Origin of the sequence: Tissierella sp. P1, from assembly GCF_002266425.1 — a bacterium.
Classification (GTDB): Bacteria; Bacillota; Clostridia; order Tissierellales; family Tissierellaceae; genus Tissierella; species Tissierella carlieri.
The window spans coordinates 111,947-127,665 of record NZ_NPMN01000012.1; the positions used below are offsets into that span (position 1 = coordinate 111,947).

The 15,719-nt window shown below is 31.8% G+C and carries 15 protein-coding genes and 1 pseudogene; 15 read left to right on the plus strand and 1 reads right to left on the minus strand.

All coding sequences use genetic code 11. The annotated features are described in order from the left end of the window. Nucleotides 1–188: 188 nt before the first annotated feature. The 13 genes from CIW83_RS10600 (at nucleotide 189) to tnpA (ending at nucleotide 13,110) form a co-directional block, all read left to right on the plus strand. A complete protein-coding gene (locus CIW83_RS10600) occupies nucleotides 189–2,075 on the plus strand; it encodes an ABC-F family ATP-binding cassette domain-containing protein (protein ID WP_094900980.1) in 1,887 nt (628 codons plus the stop codon). A 16-nt stretch (nucleotides 2,076–2,091) separates the two neighbouring features. Continuing rightward, nucleotides 2,092–4,275: a DNA topoisomerase III gene (locus CIW83_RS10605; RefSeq protein WP_094900982.1), complete on the plus strand. Its 2,184-nt coding sequence runs from the start codon at nucleotides 2,092–2,094 to the stop codon at nucleotides 4,273–4,275. A gap of 171 nt (nucleotides 4,276–4,446) precedes the next feature. Next, complete coding sequence (locus CIW83_RS10610; protein ID WP_094900984.1) at nucleotides 4,447–5,043, plus strand: TetR/AcrR family transcriptional regulator; 597 nt, start codon at nucleotides 4,447–4,449, stop codon at nucleotides 5,041–5,043. After that, complete coding sequence (locus tag CIW83_RS10615) at nucleotides 5,040–5,672, plus strand: ABC transporter ATP-binding protein (RefSeq protein WP_235601293.1); 633 nt, start codon at nucleotides 5,040–5,042, stop codon at nucleotides 5,670–5,672. Before CIW83_RS10610 ends, CIW83_RS10615 begins: the two co-directional genes overlap by 4 nt. A gap of 217 nt (nucleotides 5,673–5,889) precedes the next feature. Beyond that, on the plus strand, nucleotides 5,890–6,579 hold the full coding sequence (locus CIW83_RS10620; RefSeq protein ID WP_094900986.1) for a hypothetical protein: 690 nt from the start codon (nucleotides 5,890–5,892) through the stop codon (nucleotides 6,577–6,579). A gap of 8 nt (nucleotides 6,580–6,587) precedes the next feature. After that, the gene (locus CIW83_RS10625; protein WP_094900988.1) at nucleotides 6,588–7,295 is read left to right on the plus strand and encodes an ABC transporter permease; all 708 of its coding nucleotides are present in this window, start codon (nucleotides 6,588–6,590) and stop codon (nucleotides 7,293–7,295) included. A gap of 158 nt (nucleotides 7,296–7,453) precedes the next feature. Next, nucleotides 7,454–7,750, plus strand: a complete 297-nt coding sequence (locus CIW83_RS23695; protein WP_235601294.1) for a hypothetical protein — start codon at nucleotides 7,454–7,456, stop codon at nucleotides 7,748–7,750. A 20-nt stretch (nucleotides 7,751–7,770) separates the two neighbouring features. Further along, nucleotides 7,771–9,108: a phosphoenolpyruvate carboxykinase (ATP) gene (locus tag CIW83_RS10630; RefSeq protein ID WP_235601297.1), complete on the plus strand. Its 1,338-nt coding sequence runs from the start codon at nucleotides 7,771–7,773 to the stop codon at nucleotides 9,106–9,108. Nucleotides 9,109–9,222: 114 nt separating this feature from the next. Then, a complete protein-coding gene (locus tag CIW83_RS10635) occupies nucleotides 9,223–10,056 on the plus strand; it encodes a S1 RNA-binding domain-containing protein (RefSeq protein WP_094900990.1) in 834 nt (277 codons plus the stop codon). A gap of 23 nt (nucleotides 10,057–10,079) precedes the next feature. Next, nucleotides 10,080–10,610, plus strand: a complete 531-nt coding sequence (locus CIW83_RS10640) for a hypothetical protein (protein WP_235601295.1) — start codon at nucleotides 10,080–10,082, stop codon at nucleotides 10,608–10,610. A gap of 21 nt (nucleotides 10,611–10,631) precedes the next feature. Continuing rightward, nucleotides 10,632–10,952 carry a putative heavy metal-binding protein gene (locus tag CIW83_RS10645; protein WP_094900992.1) on the plus strand — a complete coding sequence of 107 codons (321 nt, stop codon included), beginning with the start codon at nucleotides 10,632–10,634 and terminating at the stop codon, nucleotides 10,950–10,952. Nucleotides 10,953–11,035: 83 nt separating this feature from the next. Beyond that, nucleotides 11,036–12,400 (plus strand): 23S rRNA (uracil(1939)-C(5))-methyltransferase RlmD, encoded by a 1,365-nt coding sequence (gene rlmD, locus CIW83_RS10650; protein ID WP_094900994.1) that lies wholly within the window; start codon nucleotides 11,036–11,038, stop codon nucleotides 12,398–12,400. A gap of 215 nt (nucleotides 12,401–12,615) precedes the next feature. Next, nucleotides 12,616–13,110, plus strand: a complete 495-nt coding sequence (gene tnpA / locus CIW83_RS10655) for an IS200/IS605 family transposase (protein WP_094900996.1) — start codon at nucleotides 12,616–12,618, stop codon at nucleotides 13,108–13,110. A gap of 174 nt (nucleotides 13,111–13,284) precedes the next feature. Here the strand turns inward: tnpA and CIW83_RS10660 are convergent. Beyond that, a pseudogene (locus CIW83_RS10660) lies at nucleotides 13,285–14,417 on the minus strand (IS3 family transposase). 79 nt (nucleotides 14,418–14,496) lie between these two features. Here CIW83_RS10660 and CIW83_RS10665 point away from each other — a divergent pair. Then, complete coding sequence (locus CIW83_RS10665) at nucleotides 14,497–15,066, plus strand: helix-turn-helix domain-containing protein (protein WP_094900998.1); 570 nt, start codon at nucleotides 14,497–14,499, stop codon at nucleotides 15,064–15,066. Continuing rightward, entirely contained in the window at nucleotides 15,060–15,680 is a 621-nt protein-coding gene (locus CIW83_RS10670; protein WP_143598549.1) for an IS3 family transposase, read from the plus strand. Before CIW83_RS10665 ends, CIW83_RS10670 begins: the two co-directional genes overlap by 7 nt. The last annotated feature ends 39 nt before the right edge of the window (nucleotides 15,681–15,719 follow it).

A 15,719-nucleotide genomic window follows, 5' to 3' on the forward strand; every position in this document is an offset into this window, starting at 1 on the left:
ATGAAGCAGCTTGAAAAAGGAAAAACAAGGATTAATATTAAAAAATAAAGAAGAACCAGCTATAGATTATCATAAACAAATTAAAAATATTAGAGCAAAAACGGAGAATTAATTCTTCGTTTTTTGTTTTGCATGTCTAATATATGTTATAATATTAAGTTAGAAAACTTAAATGAAAGGGTAATATTATGAATCTAATATCTATAGAGAATTTATCAAAGGCATATAGCGAAAAACAATTATTTAGGGATATAAATTTTGGAATAAATGATGGTGATAAAATAGGTTTAATAGGTATAAATGGCACTGGTAAAACCACATTTCTAAAGATTATAGCAGGTATAGAGGAGTCTGATACTGGGCGAGTAATTAAAGGAAATAATGTAAATGTTGAATACCTTCCACAGGATATAGACTTCGATCTTAATGCTACTGTAGTAGAGCAGGTTTTCAAAGGTAACTCTAAAAATATTCAGTTAGTCAGAAGATATGAAGAAGCTATTATGAATCCAAATACAAAGAATGAAGAAATTCTAAGATTAACTGGAGAAATGGACGAAGCAAATGCATGGGATTTGGAATCTGAAGCGAAATCAGTATTAACTCAGCTTGGAATTACAGATTTTAATGAGAAGATAGGAAATTTATCTGGTGGTCAAAGAAAAAGAGTAGCCTTAGCATCCGCTTTAATAAATCCTGCCGAACTACTTATATTAGATGAGCCTACAAACCATTTAGACAATACTACAATAGACTGGCTTGAAGAATATCTAAGCAGAAGAAAGGGAGCACTCCTTATGATCACCCATGATAGATATTTCTTAGATAGAGTAGTTAATCAAATAATTGAATTAAATAAAGGAAATATCTATTCATATAAAGGTAATTATAACTATTTTCTAGAGAAAAAGCTGGAGCGAGAAGAAATGGAAGTCGCCAGTGAAAGAAAAAGACAATCCTTGCTTAGAAATGAATTGGCATGGATGATGAGGGGAGCAAGGGCTAGGACTACAAAGCAGAAGGCTAGAATAGAGCGGTTCAATGAACTAAATGATAGAGAAATAGATTCTCCTCATGAAAAGCTTGATATATCTGTAGGAGGAACAAGATTAGGTAGAAAAATAATTGAAATAGAGAATATAGAGAAGTCCTTTGAGGGAAAGAAGGTTATAGATAATTTTAGCTACATTGTTCTAAGGGATGATAGAGTAGGTATCCTAGGACCAAATGGAAGTGGCAAATCAACTTTAATGAATATTATCTCAGGTAAACTTAATCCAGACAAAGGAACAGTAGATATAGGGGAAACAGTGAAAATTGGAGTATTTGCTCAGGAAAATATTCATATGGATAATAATCTTAGAGCCATTGAATTTATAAAGGAAGGGGGAGAATATATCGAAACATCTGATGGAGAAAAGATATCAGCTTCTCAGATGATGGAGAGATTTTTATTTCCTAAAGAACTTCAATGGACACCAATAGGTAAGCTTTCGGGAGGAGAAAAGAGAAGATTACATTTACTTAGGGTGTTGATGGAAGCACCAAATGTACTTCTTCTAGATGAGCCGACAAATGACTTAGATATAACTACGCTGACTGTATTAGAAGACTACATTGATGAGTTTCCTGGTGCAGTAATTATAGTATCTCATGATAGATATTTACTGGATAAGGTAGTTGAGAAACTATTTGTATTTGAAGGAAATGGAAAAATAATAGGATATACTGGAAATTATGAATATTTTAAAGAAGTATCTAAAATGGAAAAAGAAGATAATATGGTAGAAAAGAAACCAGAAAAAAAGGAAAGACAAAAGGAAAATAATAAACCATTAAAATTATCATTTAAGGAGCAAAAAGAATGGGACGAAATAGATGAGATCATTGCAAAACTTGAAAACGATATATTGGATATAGAAACTAAGATGACAGAGGCTTCTAGTGACTATACAAAACTTCAAGAACTTTTCAAGGAAAAAGAAATAATAGAAAATAAATTAGAGGAAAAGATGGAAAGATGGATTTATCTAAGTGAATTAGTGGAAAAGATAGAAGAACAAAAAAGGGATTAAATGAAAGGATGTTTATATGAATAAGATATTAGTTTTAGCAGAAAAACCTTCTGTAGGCAGGGATATTGCCAGAGTATTGAAGTGTAATAAGAAGGGAAATGGATTTTTAGAAGGAGATAAATATATTGTAACATGGGCATTAGGTCATTTAGTTACATTAGCTGATCCCGAAGAATACAATAAAAAATATAAGACTTGGAGTATGGAAGATCTTCCAATGCTTCCAGAAAGGATGAAACTGGAAGTCATAAGACAGAGCAGTAAGCAGTTCTATGCTGTTAAGGAGCAAATGCATAGGAAGGATGTAAAGGAAATAATAATAGCTACAGATGCCGGAAGGGAAGGTGAGCTTGTAGCTAGGTGGATTATAGAAAAGGCAAATGTAAAGAAACCAATTAAAAGATTATGGATTTCATCAGTTACAGATAAAGCTATAAAGGAAGGGTTTAATAATCTAAAGGATGGTAATGCATATGAAAACCTTTATTATTCTGCTGTAGCTAGATCTGAGGCAGATTGGTTCGTAGGTATAAATGCAACTAGGGCACTTACAGTAAAGTATAATGCTCAATTATCCTGTGGCAGAGTACAAACTCCTACACTATCTATGATTGCACAGAGAGAAGATGAAATTAAAAAATTTGTAACAAAAGAATACTATGGGATTACTGCTAACACAAAGGAGCTAAAATTAATATGGCAGGATAATCAAACCAAAGATATAAAGACCTTTGATAAAGGTAAATCCGAAAAAATATTAGAATCTCTAAAAGGTAAAGATGCTAAGGTAATAGAGGTAGAAAAAATCCTTAAGAAATCATACGCTCCAACGCTATATGATTTAACTGATTTACAAAGAGATGCAAATAGGATATTTGGATTTTCAGCAAAGGAAACTCTATCTATAATGCAGAGATTATATGAAAATCATAAGATATTAACCTATCCAAGGACAGACTCTAGATATATATCAGATGATTTGGTGGATACATTAAAGGATAGAATCAAGGCTTGTGGTATAGGACAATATCAAAAGATTGCATCAAAAATACTTGCTAGCCCAATAAAAGTTAATAAATCTTTTGTAGATAACTCTAAAGTAACAGATCACCATGCCATTATACCTACAGAGCAAAGAGTATTATTATCAGAGTTAAATGATAATGAAAGAAAAATATATGATTTAGTAGTTAAAAGATTCTTATCAGTACTTTATGCACCTTTTGAGTATGAGCAAACAACAATCAAAGCTAAGATAGGTGATGAGAATTTTATAGCTAAAGGGAAAAGAACCATATCACTAGGATGGAAGGAAGTATATTCAAATAATTATTATGATGAAGATGAAGAAGAAAATGAAGATCAAAATCTTCCAGTAATCAATAAAGGAGATACAATAAAGGTAATATCACTGGTGCAAACAACAGGAAAGACTAAGCCACCAGCACCATTTAACGAAGGAACCTTACTTCAAGCAATGGAAAATCCAGTAAAATATATGTCAGATGAAAGTAAAGACTTGAAAAAGATAATTGGAGAAACAGGTGGAATTGGAACAGTAGCCACTAGAGCAGATATAATTGAAAAGCTATTTAATACATTTTTAATAGAGAAAAACGGTAAGGATATATTTATTACATCAAAGGGCAAACAGCTATTAGAGCTAGTGCCAGAAGAATTAAAGTCTCCGGCATTAACAGCAGAATGGGAGCAAAAACTTGGGCTTATTTCCCAAGGTAAGCTAAATAAAGATAGTTTTATAAAGGAAATGAAAGAATACTCTAAAACTGTAGTTAAAGAGATAAAGAACAGTGATGAAACATTTAGACATGATAACATGACTAGAAATAAATGCCCTGAATGTGGAAAATTTATGCTAGAGGTCAAAGGAAAAAAAGGAAAAATGTATGTATGTCAAGATAGAGAATGTGGCTATAGGAAAAATATATCCAGAGAGACAAACGCAAGATGTCCAAATTGCAAGAAAAAATTAGAACTGCGTGGAGAAGGGGAAGCACAAATATTTGCTTGTCAATGCGGATACAGAGAAAAACTATCGTCATTTAATGAAAGAAAGGCAAAAGAAAAGAATAATGTATCTAAAAAGGAAGTAGCTAATTATATGAAACAGCAGAAGAAGGAAAAAAATGAGCCACTGAATACGGATTTGGCAGATGCATTATCTAAATTAAAGTTTTAAACCTAAGACAGCAGATTAAATTCTGCTGTTATTTTTTTGTATTCAAGAGTCTATATCATCACATCAATATAAATCATGTAATTTAAAATAGTTATTGTATTATTAGCAAAATCATGTTATTATCTATATGACTAAAAGAATATAAATAGTCATATAGAAAGGAGGTTTAAAATGCCTAAATTTACCGAAAGTGAAAAACAAGCCATACAGGAAACCTTGCTTAGAGAAGGTGAGAAACTTTTTGTTGAGTATGGTTTAAAAAAAGTAACTGTTGATGAGTTAGTGAAGGCAGCGGGAATTGCTAAGGGTTCTTTCTACAGTTTTTACTCTAATAAAGAACATCTATATATGGATATTTTAAATAATTGTCAACGTGAAATGAGAGAAAATATGGAACAGTTTTTAAGTGAAAACAAATCGGAAATGCCCACTGACTTGACTAAGAAAATATTTTTCTGGATGCTGGAAAGTGCTCAACATTATCCACTAATTGAAAAGACCGATGAAATGACAATAGCATATTTATATCGAAAGCTTCCACCAGATTTAATAGAGATGCATACCCTAGAAGATGTTGAAGTATTTGAGAAGCTTGAGAAAATGGGTGTTACATTTAAGTGTAATTTAACTATAGCAGCAAAAGCATGTCAGGTATTATTTATGTCATCATTGTATCTGCAAAAAGAAGATGAAAATGTAAAGGAATCTGTTATGCATATACTTGTAAATGGATTGATTTCCGAGATTGTGGAGGTGGATACAAAATGATTGCTGTTGAAAATGTATTTGCAAAATATCCCGGTACTTCTGTCAATATAATTAAGGATGTAAGTTTCGAAGTTGGTGAGGGTGAAATATTTGGATTTTTAGGACCATCTGGTGCAGGAAAAAGTACTTTGCAAAAAATATTAACAGGTGTCTTACCTAATTATCAAGGAAGTGTAAAGGTTTTAGGCTCAGAAGTAAATAAACACTTATCTGATTTCTATGAGGAAATAGGCGTAGATTTTGAGTTTCCGAATTTTTACAATAAGTTTACTGCTATGGAAAACCTCAATTACTTTTCCTCTCTCTACAAAAAACAATCATTAGACCCTATCCCTCTATTGGAAAGAATGGGGTTACTTTCAGATGCAAATAAAAAAGTTGGGGGTTACTCAAAGGGAATGAAAATGCGATTAGGATTCATAAGGTGCTTGCTGCATAATCCGAAACTATTGTTTCTGGATGAGCCGACCAGTGGACTTGATCCAGCTAATGCAAGAATTTTAAAAGACATTGTGCTGGAACAAAAACAACAGGGGAAAACCATTATCCTTACAACACATAATATGCATGATGCAGAAGAGCTTTGCGATCGAGTTGCTTTTATAGTCGATGGAGCTATAAAGCATTAGATTCGCCCCAAACACTTCGCAAGTCAAAAGAAAATACCTCTGTTGAGTTTTCATACATTAAGAATGGTATTGATAAAAATAAAAATGTATTACTCTCAGAGCTTTATAATGATATGGACTTTATGTATGCTCTGAAATCCTCCAATATTACAAAAATCCATTCTAAAGAGCAGTCATTGGAGGATGTATTTATTGAATTAACAGGTAGGTGCTTACTGTGAGAGTTTTAAAAGCTTTGAAGAATGATATCTGTTACCAAGCTAAGTATGGATTTTACTTTTTATATGCATTTATCACATTTATATATATTATTTTACTTAAAGCAATTCCCACAACATATAAGCATACAGTATCGTCTATTATTATACTTTCAGATCCCGCTATGCTAGGATTCTTTTTTATCGGCGGTATTTGGCTTTTAGAAAAAGAAGAAGGATTGCATAGTTTCTGGAGCATTTCACCATTACAGCCTATAGAATATATTAGTTCAAAAATAATCTCATTAGGAGTAATATCTACTTTAGCAGCATTATCAATTATATTCTTTGGGGTTAATAGTGCAGCAAATATATTATTGATGACATTCAGTGTATTTATAGGTTCTTGTATTTTTACACTTGTAGGCTTATATTTTGCTTCTTTTGCAGAAACGGTGAATCATTATATGGTAATATGTGTTCCAGCACAAGTTATATTGATGCTGCCTGCTTTTATGACAGCATTTAGATTGGGGAATCCACTATTTAATCTTATTCCAAGTACATCTTTATGGAATCTGATATATTACTGTATTAGTGGAACAGGAAAAGTGTTTTATAATTTAACAGTGCTTATTATTTGGTTATGTTTTTTTCTGCTTATAACACTGTCAAGAATAAATTTAATCTTTAAAGGGTGCAGGAGGTGAGATAAGGCATGAGACAGCTTTATAGAGTTTTTAAAGTGGGACTGATACAAGCTGGACGTGATGGAATACTTTTGGCATTATTGCCGTCTCCATTTTTAATAGGTTTAGTTTTTAAATTCGGATTGCCAATTTTAAATCAGATTTTAGAAAAACACTTATATTTTTCCATAGAAGAATGGTATTCCTTAGCAGATGCAATGCTTGCTGTTTTAACACCTATGATGTTAGCAATAGCGTGTGCGTTTATCATGTTAGATGAAAAAGACGAAGGAACGGGAACATATTATAGAATTACACCTGCACAACATAAAACCTACCTTTTGGCAAGAATCGTGTTACCAATGCTTTGGTCACTGTGCTGTACTATTATTGTAATGGTTATTTTTCGTTTAACGAATTTAACATGGACCCAGATACTTATTTCAAGTTTTATAGGAATGGGGATGGGGGCTGTTATTTCTATATTGATTGTTGCATTTTCAAATAACAAAGTAGAAGGTCTGGCCATAAGCAAGCTTTCAGCAATCACTCTTTTGGGACTGTTTGCAAAGCCATTTATTCCAGCACCTTATCGATATGGTACTGTTATTTTGCCTAGTTTTTGGATTGGAGAAGCAATCTATAATCAAGCAAATATACTTTCCCTTATTATAGGTATATCTATTTGTTTACTATGGATTTTATTATTTACAAAAAGGTTTTCAAGAAAAGTTTAGACTTTAACATAATAACACACTAATCAAACAAAAAGATCAAAGTAGAATAACATAATTAATTATAAAACATGTCATATTGTTCTTCCAAAATATAATTATATCTGTTATAATTAGGGTTGAAAAATACTAACAGTGAATATATTATGAGGGGGACAAAAATGGCGACAATAGCAAACTATAGAAGAGAAGATATAACTAAGAACAATCCTATCTTTTCTCCTATACGTACTACAATTGAATCTACTTTTTATGGCAACAATGTAGTTAAGGTTTCTTCATTATCAGAGGCGTATAAATTAGCTAAGGATTCACCAGGTACCATAGTTACAGATATGCCAGTACATAGGCCAACAGAATTAGGATTAGACGAAGAGTCCAAAATACTTTTATTTAATGATGGTGAAATAACAGGACGATTTGCAGGTGCAAGAGTATTATTGGAGAGAATAATGTAGACGAAGGACAATTTGCTGGCATTGCAAGAGAGGCAGCTTTTCATACAAGATATAAGAAATTATATCATGCCCAAGTAGTTATAGGACTGGACAAAGACTTTATGGTAAAAGCACATTTATTAATACCAGAAGGATATGAAAATACAATGTATAGCTGGATGTTAAACTTCCAATATATAACAGAGGAGTACATTAAAATGTACAAAGACTCAGTTAAATTACCAGAGGGAGATATCTATATATTATCCGATCCAGAATACTATCCGCCAACTCATCCAAATGGATTAGCATTATTTGATCCAATGCATAATTGTGCTTTATTATGTGGAATGAGATATTTTGGAGAACATAAAAAAGGAACATTGACATTAGCTTGGGGTATAGCAAATAGAAATGGATTTGCATCATGCCATGGCGGTATGAAGAGATATAATTTCCCAGGGAATGAAAAATATACAATAGGTGTTTTTGGTTTATCAGGTTCAGGAAAATCCACCATTACTCATGAAAAACATGATGGAAAATACGATATAACAATTCTTCATGATGATGCTTATGTAATATCAACTGAAGACGGATCATCTGTTGCATTAGAACCTTCATATTTTGATAAGACTCAAGATTATCCAACAGACCATCCATCAAATAAATATTTGATTACAGTACAGAACTGTGGTATAACTTTGGATGACGAAGGAAACAAGGTAATAGTAACAGAAGATTTAAGAAATGGTAATGGTAGAGCTGTTAAATCTAAATTATGGGCTGAAAATAGAGTAAATAAAATTGATGAGCCAGTAGATGCAATATCATGGTTAATGAAAGATGCTGTTATTCCTCCAGTAATTAAAATAAATAATCCTGTACTTGCTTCAACAATGGGAGCTACACTTGCAACTAAAAGATCTACAGCCGAAAGACTTGCTAGCGGTGTAGATATGAATGCTTTAGTTATTGAGCCATATGCGAATCCATTTAGGACTTATCCTCTTGAAAACGACTATGAAAAATTTAAGGAATTATTTGCAAATAGAAATGTTGAATGTTATATATTTAATACAGGGCATTTCTTAGATAAAAAGATTCCAAAGGAAGTTACCTTAAAAATTCTTGAAGATATTGCAACTAAAAAAGCTGAATTTAAACAATTAGGTAATTTTTCAGATATTGAATTTATGGAAATAGAAGGTTTTATACCAGATATGAATAGTGTTGAATATCAAAAAATGTGGCTTAGCAGTATTGATTATAGAAAAGAATTCTTATTAAATATGGAAACCTTTAAGGGCGGAAGAGATAAATTGCCTAAAGAAGCATTAGAACAATTAGAGAAATTAGAAAAAGAAATTTACGAGTAATAATTAAAGTAGGGGCGAACTTTGTTCGCCCTTTAAAATTTTCCAAAATTATTGAGATAAAATATTGTTATTGTGATAAAATAAGAGTAGAATGAATTACGAAGGAAGTGAATTATGATTAAGCTTGGGGAAGTACAAAAACTAATAATTAAAAGATTTACCTCTGTTGGAGCTTATTTAAACATAAGTGATGATGCAGATGATGATATACTACTCCCTAAATCTCAAATACCTAAGGGTTTAAATGTAGGAGATGAGATAGAGGTAATGGTGTACAATGATTCAAAGGATAGAATTATAGCTACAACTAATAGAGCAAAGTTGCAAGTTGGAGAACTGGGACATTTAATGGTAGTTAGCCAAACTAAAATAGGTTCATTCTTAGACTGGGGATTAGAAAAAGACCTATTTTTACCTTTTAGTGAGACTGTTGGCTCAATAGATAAGGGTAAAGAATATTTAGTTGGTGTCTATGTAGATAAATCTAATAGAATATGTGCTACTATGAAAATTAAGGATATGCTGAGTACAGATTCACCATATAAAGAAAATGATAAAGCAGCTGGAACAATCTATAGTATCAATAGAGATATTGGAGCTTTTGTGGCGGTGGATGACAAATATGACGGATTAATTCCCAAAAAAGAATTATTTGGAGCCTATGAAGTAGGCGATATTATAGAAGTGAGAATCGCTAAGGTAAAAGAAGATGGGAAATTAGATCTAAGCCTAAGAGATAGAGTTCACGTTCAAATGGATCAAGATGCAAAAGTAATTCTATCAAAATTAAAGGAAAAGGATGGGTTTTTACCTCTAGGTGATAATAGCCCGCCAGAAGTTATAAAGAAAGAATTAAATATGAGCAAATCAGGATTTAAAAGAGCAGTAGGTAGATTATACAAAGAAGGTATTATTACGATACAAGATAATGGAATCAAACTAAAATAGCAAAAGAACAGGAGACGATCTAGGTGGTAAAGACAATAAAAATTAATTTTGATACAGTAGAAATGATGCTTTATTTTTGGCAATCAATTGCAGAAAGAGATAAGGTAGCAGAATCTTTTATGAGAGAAGTAGCAAGTAAGGAAGAAATGAAATATTTATATGGCCCTGATTTCAATGAAGAATCTGTAAGGAAAGTATTATCAGCAATATCAAATAGAGAGCTTCTAAACAATTCAACTAAACAAGAGAGAAAGTTTTGGAACAATAACATGTGGATGTTAGAAGATTTAGGTAATATGAATAATATGGTTAAGCCTGTGAAGACATTAAATTTAGATGATGTAAAAGAGAAATTAAGCGGAGAAACAAAATTTGAAGAATTAGAAGTAATCTTCATACCAGGTCATGAAGCAGAATATTATATAGATGATAATAAGTTAGTAATTAACTTCTTTAGATTAATGGTAGATTTCATGGATGAGACTAAGGTAAATATAGCTGGGAAACCATTTAAGGAATATGTAGAAGAAAAGCTATTTGAGATTGTAAAATAATATTTTGAGGAGGCATATAAGATGATAACCACTACAACGCCAACTATTGATGGAAGAAGAATAGCAGAGTATAAGGGTATAGTTTTTGGGGAAGTAATAGCGGGAGTAGACTTTATCAAGGATTTTGCAGCCAGTCTGACTAATTTCTTTGGTGGAAGATCTGGAAGCTATGAAGGAGAACTTATACAAGCTCGTGAGGAAGCTCTTAGAGAAATGGAATCCAGAGCAAGGCAAATGGGTGCAAATGCAGTAGTGGGAGTAGATATTGACTATGAAGTATTAGGTCAAGGCGGAAATATGCTAATGGTCACTGCCTCAGGTACAGCAGTAATTGTAGAATAGTTTTCTAATAAATACCCTTTTTTGAAGGGTATTTAATTTTATAAGGGTATAACTAAGTAAGTAATTACAAGGTGGAGGAAAATATGGAAATCAACATAGGAGATAGATTTGAAGGAGAAATAATTGATTTTACTCATGAAGGTAATGGAGTACTAAAGATTGATAACTTTACTGTCTTTGTCGCTGGAGGTTTGATAGGTGATAAAGTAGTAGTAAAAATAGATGAAATTAAAAAGAGTTTTGCCATAGGCTCAGTAGTTAATATTACTGAGCCTTCAAAGGATAGAGTAGTATTAGGTTTTGATATAGCAGAGGCAAGGGGAGGAATACCTCTTATTGAATATAGATATTCTAAGCAGCTAGAGTGGAAAAAAAATAAGGTGAAGATGGATCTTGCCAAAATAGCTGGATTATTGGATGTAGAGATAAAAGACACTATTGGTATGGATAACCCCTTTAGATATAGAAATCATGTACAAATACCAGTTGGTGAAAAAGACGGAAAAACTGTTATTGGATTCTATGAAACTAATAGCAATGACATAGTGGATATGGAAGGTAGCATTTTACAGCCTGAAATAGGAGATAGGATAATAAAGATAATCAGAACCTGGATGAACCAATATAATATTAGGCCCTATGATAAAAAAACTAAAAAAGGAATACTTCGTCATATTGGTATAAGAATTAATAGAAACAACAAAGCCATGGTAATTTTAGTTACTGGTAGTGATAGATTACCTAATGAAAAAGAATTAATAGATATGTTAATTAAGGAAAATGTAATCAGTATCTATCAAAACATTAATAAACTAAATTCGTCCATTACATATGGAAAAGAGTATATAAAGCTCTATGGAGAAGATAGACTTTTAGATTATATTGGAGAGTATAGATTTTACTTATCGCCTAACTCCTTCTTTCAAATAAATAGAACTCAAGCAGAAGTCTTATATAATAAGACTATGGAATATTTGAATTCAGATAAAGATGATATTATATATGATTTGTACTGTGGAATAGGAACTATTTCATTATATATAGCCTCCAATGCTAGAAAAGTATATGGCATAGAAATAGTAAAAGAAGCTATAGAAGACGCTAAAGAAAATACATTGCTGAATAATATAGACAATGCAGAATTTATAGTAGGTAGATCAGAAGAAATATTTCCTAGATTGATGAAGAAGGGAATTAAGGGAAACAAAATTGTCTTAGATCCACCAAGAAAAGGCTGTGAAAAGGAAGTCTTAGAAGCAATAGTAAATATGTGTCCAGAAAGAATAGTTTATGTATCCTGCAATTCAACTACTATGGCTAGGGATGTTAAGTATTTAGTGGAGAATGGATATAAGGTAGATGAAGTGCAGCCTGTGGATATGTTTTCTCATACGGCGCATGTTGAGAGTATAATTCTGATGACGTATTGTGGTTTGGGGGAAAAATAAGACCGATTGATCACAACATATAGGGGCTGAAGGACAAAAATTGGGTCAAAAATTGGTGAAAAAACACCGTTTTTTAACCCTTATTGTTTATGAATACCACCCGCTAAGCGGGTGGTTCCAAAGAGCTTTCAGCGGTGAACAGAAAATAAGAAACCTCCTTTGATATAATAAAGTTAGGTCTGACCAACCAAACTTAATCAAAGGAGGCATCCATAATGGATAATAATAGTTTATCACATACGAAATGGGATTGTAAATATCATATAGTTTTTGCACCAAAATATAGAAGACAAATAATATATGGAAAGATAAAATCAGATATCGGAAAGATATTAAGACAGTTATGTGAATATAAAGGAGTAGAAATAATAGAAGCAGAAGCATGTAAAGATCATATACACATGCTAGTAACTATTCCACCAAAACTTAGTGTATCAAGTTTCATGGGGTACTTGAAAGGAAAAAGTAGCTTAATGATATTTGATAGACATGCCAATTTAAAATATAAATATGGGAATAGGCATTTTTGGTGTAAAGGATATTATGTGAGTACAGTAGGTAGAAATAAAAAAGTAATAGAAGAATATATAAAGAAACAATTACAAGAAGATATAGCATATGACCAATTAAGTATGAAAGAATTTATAGACTTTTACTGGGGAAAAAATAAAAAACTAAATATAAGAAGAACCCCTTTAGGGGTTGCTTGAGAAAATAAAGCGGTTGGCAGACCTTTCAATGTGTCTTGAGACACAGCAAGTACCATGCCCTTATAGGGCTAGAGCGAACCACCTGTTTTTGAAGTGCACCCCAAAGGTTAGACAAGAATTTTAACTTTTGGAGTGGAGATGTCAATGTTTTGTTGACACAAAGTTAAGAGGATTTTATGAATTTTGTTCCTCAAATTTGGACGGAGAGAGGTATCCTAATGAGGAATGTATTCTTTTCGTATTATAGTATAATTCAATATATTTAAATATTTCTTTCTGAGCTTGTTCAGGAGTTGCAAAATGAGCATCTTGAATAAGCTCTCTTTTTATTGTTTTGTAAAAGGATTCCATGACTGCATTATCATAAGGATTTCCATTTCTACTGTTGCTATGAGTGGCACCGTATTTTGCAAGAGTAGTACGAAAGTTGCCGCTCGTATATTGAGAGCCTTGATCCGTATGAACTATTAGGCCGTTCTTTCCCATAAGCTTGAATAAATGCTTCAATCACAAGGGTATCTTTCATTCTACTTCCCATCGACCATCCAACTACCTTTCGAGAAAATATATCAATAAATACTGAAAGATAGAGGGTTCCTTTTCTAGTTGGTACATATGTAATATCACCTACCCAAATTTTATTTTTGGTATCCGTAACGAACATTTGATTAAGTAGATTAGGCCTTTCTTCACCTCTATTTTTTTGATTATATTTTTTATAACTATATCTGGTTCCTTTAGGACATAGATTCATTTCATACATTAATCTAGATATCTGCTTACGATTTACATGAATTCCACGTTGCTCTAGTACTTTTCCTATAGGAATAGATCTGTATCTACCTTTATTTTCATCAAAAATCTCTTTGATTACTTCCTTTAATGCTTCATTTTTTAGATCACGTTTGGATTGTTTATGATTTAAATATTTATAATATCCAGCTCTTGAAACTCCCAGTGTTCTGCAAGCCTTCTTGATGTTCAAGGAATCTTGATTATCTTTAATGTATTGAAATCTCACTTGTTCTTTCGCTTCAAGAAGACCTGGTACTTTTTTAGCATATCCAATTCTTTTTTCAGTTCTGAATTTTCTTGGCGTAATTTTTTAAATTCATATTGATAAGAATAGAGTGCAGTTCCATGTCCTGGGAATGCACTCTCTCCATATTCTTCATATTCATTTATCCAGCGGTATAAAGAATTGTAATGGGTACTTAATGCTTTTGCAGCTTCTGCAACGGGCATATATCTTCTAGTACTAACTTAACTGCTGAAATCTTAAATTGTTTGTCGTATGAACGTCTCATAAAGTAGTCATCCTCTCATATTTTTCTCTTATCTTTGTGTCTACTTTATTATACCATGTCCATAGTTGCTTAATTTAATATGTCCAACTTTTTGGGGTCAGATCAGAAGTTTACATATGAAAAATATGGAATACAAGCATTAGAAGAAAGTAAAACATGGAAAAGGTATTCTAAAGAATTAAAAGAAATGGCAGTTTTAGAATATTTAAATGGAGAAGATACACAATTAAATATTTGTAGAAAATATGAAATATCTTCTCGATCTGTTTTAATGAAATGGGTTAAAAGGTATAATAGTCATAACGAATTAAACACTACGAAAGGTAGGAATGATGCTGTTATGACAAAAGGTAGAAAGACCAATTTAGAAGAAAGAATAGAAATTGTTAAATATTGTATAGAACAAAATAAAGACTATAATAATGCTTCTGAAATTTATGAGGTTTCATATCAACAAGTCTATCAATGGGTTAAAAAATATGAAGAATTCGGTGAAAATGGACTTGTAGATCGTAGAGGAAAAATAGAACTTACATCAAAAGATAAAGATCAAATTGAGATGAGAAAACTTAAAAAAGATAACGAAAGATTAAGAATGGAAAATGATTTTTTAAAAAAGCTACAGGAGCTGGAAAGGGGAGGATTTTAAGCTCATATAGTCTTAAATATGAAGCAATACAGCAATTGCATAAAGAAAAGAAGTACTCCATAATTTCCCTATGTGAAGTGGCAGAGATTTCCAGAGCTTCATATTACAAATGGCTTAAACGAGTTGATGCAGTTAATGATAAAATTAATGATAATTTAATGGAAGAAATTATAAAGTTATATGAAAGAGTAGATGGAATCTATGGTTACCGAAGAATTACTATGAATATTAATCGTAAATTAAACAGTAAATATAATCATAAAAGAATATATAGACTTATGAGAATTTTAGGGTTGAAATCAGTAATTAGAATTAAAAAGAAAAGATATTTAAAAGTATCTGCTGAGGAAATTGCAAAGAATAAGTTGAATAGAAACTTTTTAGCGTTTAAACCAAATGAGAAATGGTTAACTGATGTAACAGAACTTAAATACAGCATTGGTCAAAAGGCATACTTAAGTGCAATTTTAGACCTTTATGATAATAGTATCATAGCTTATAAAATAGGACACAGCAATAATAATTCCTTAGTATTTAAAACCTTTGATAAAGCTATCAAATCTAATCCCAATGCAAGACCACTCCTTCATAGTGATTACATCCCATGGGTTTAAAAAGCGATTGGAAATCTATGGTATGGAACAAAGTATGTT

Bases quoted from the DNA above. Each gene is read 5' to 3' on its own strand.
- CIW83_RS10600 (WP_094900980.1), top strand. From the start codon at position 189: ATGAATCTAATATCTATAGAGAATTTATCAAAGGCATATAGCGAAAAA.
- CIW83_RS10605 (WP_094900982.1), top strand. From the start codon at position 2,092: ATGAATAAGATATTAGTTTTAGCAGAAAAACCTTCTGTAGGCAGGGAT.
- CIW83_RS10610 (WP_094900984.1), top strand. From the start codon at position 4,447: ATGCCTAAATTTACCGAAAGTGAAAAACAAGCCATACAGGAAACCTTG.
- CIW83_RS10615 (WP_235601293.1), top strand. From the start codon at position 5,040: ATGATTGCTGTTGAAAATGTATTTGCAAAATATCCCGGTACTTCTGTC.
- CIW83_RS10625 (WP_094900988.1), top strand. From the start codon at position 6,588: ATGAGACAGCTTTATAGAGTTTTTAAAGTGGGACTGATACAAGCTGGA.
- CIW83_RS23695 (WP_235601294.1), top strand. From the start codon at position 7,454: ATGGCGACAATAGCAAACTATAGAAGAGAAGATATAACTAAGAACAAT.
- CIW83_RS10635 (WP_094900990.1), top strand. From the start codon at position 9,223: ATGATTAAGCTTGGGGAAGTACAAAAACTAATAATTAAAAGATTTACC.
- CIW83_RS10645 (WP_094900992.1), top strand. From the start codon at position 10,632: ATGATAACCACTACAACGCCAACTATTGATGGAAGAAGAATAGCAGAG.
- rlmD (WP_094900994.1), top strand. From the start codon at position 11,036: ATGGAAATCAACATAGGAGATAGATTTGAAGGAGAAATAATTGATTTT.
- tnpA (WP_094900996.1), top strand. From the start codon at position 12,616: ATGGATAATAATAGTTTATCACATACGAAATGGGATTGTAAATATCAT.
- CIW83_RS10665 (WP_094900998.1), top strand. From the start codon at position 14,497: ATGTCCAACTTTTTGGGGTCAGATCAGAAGTTTACATATGAAAAATAT.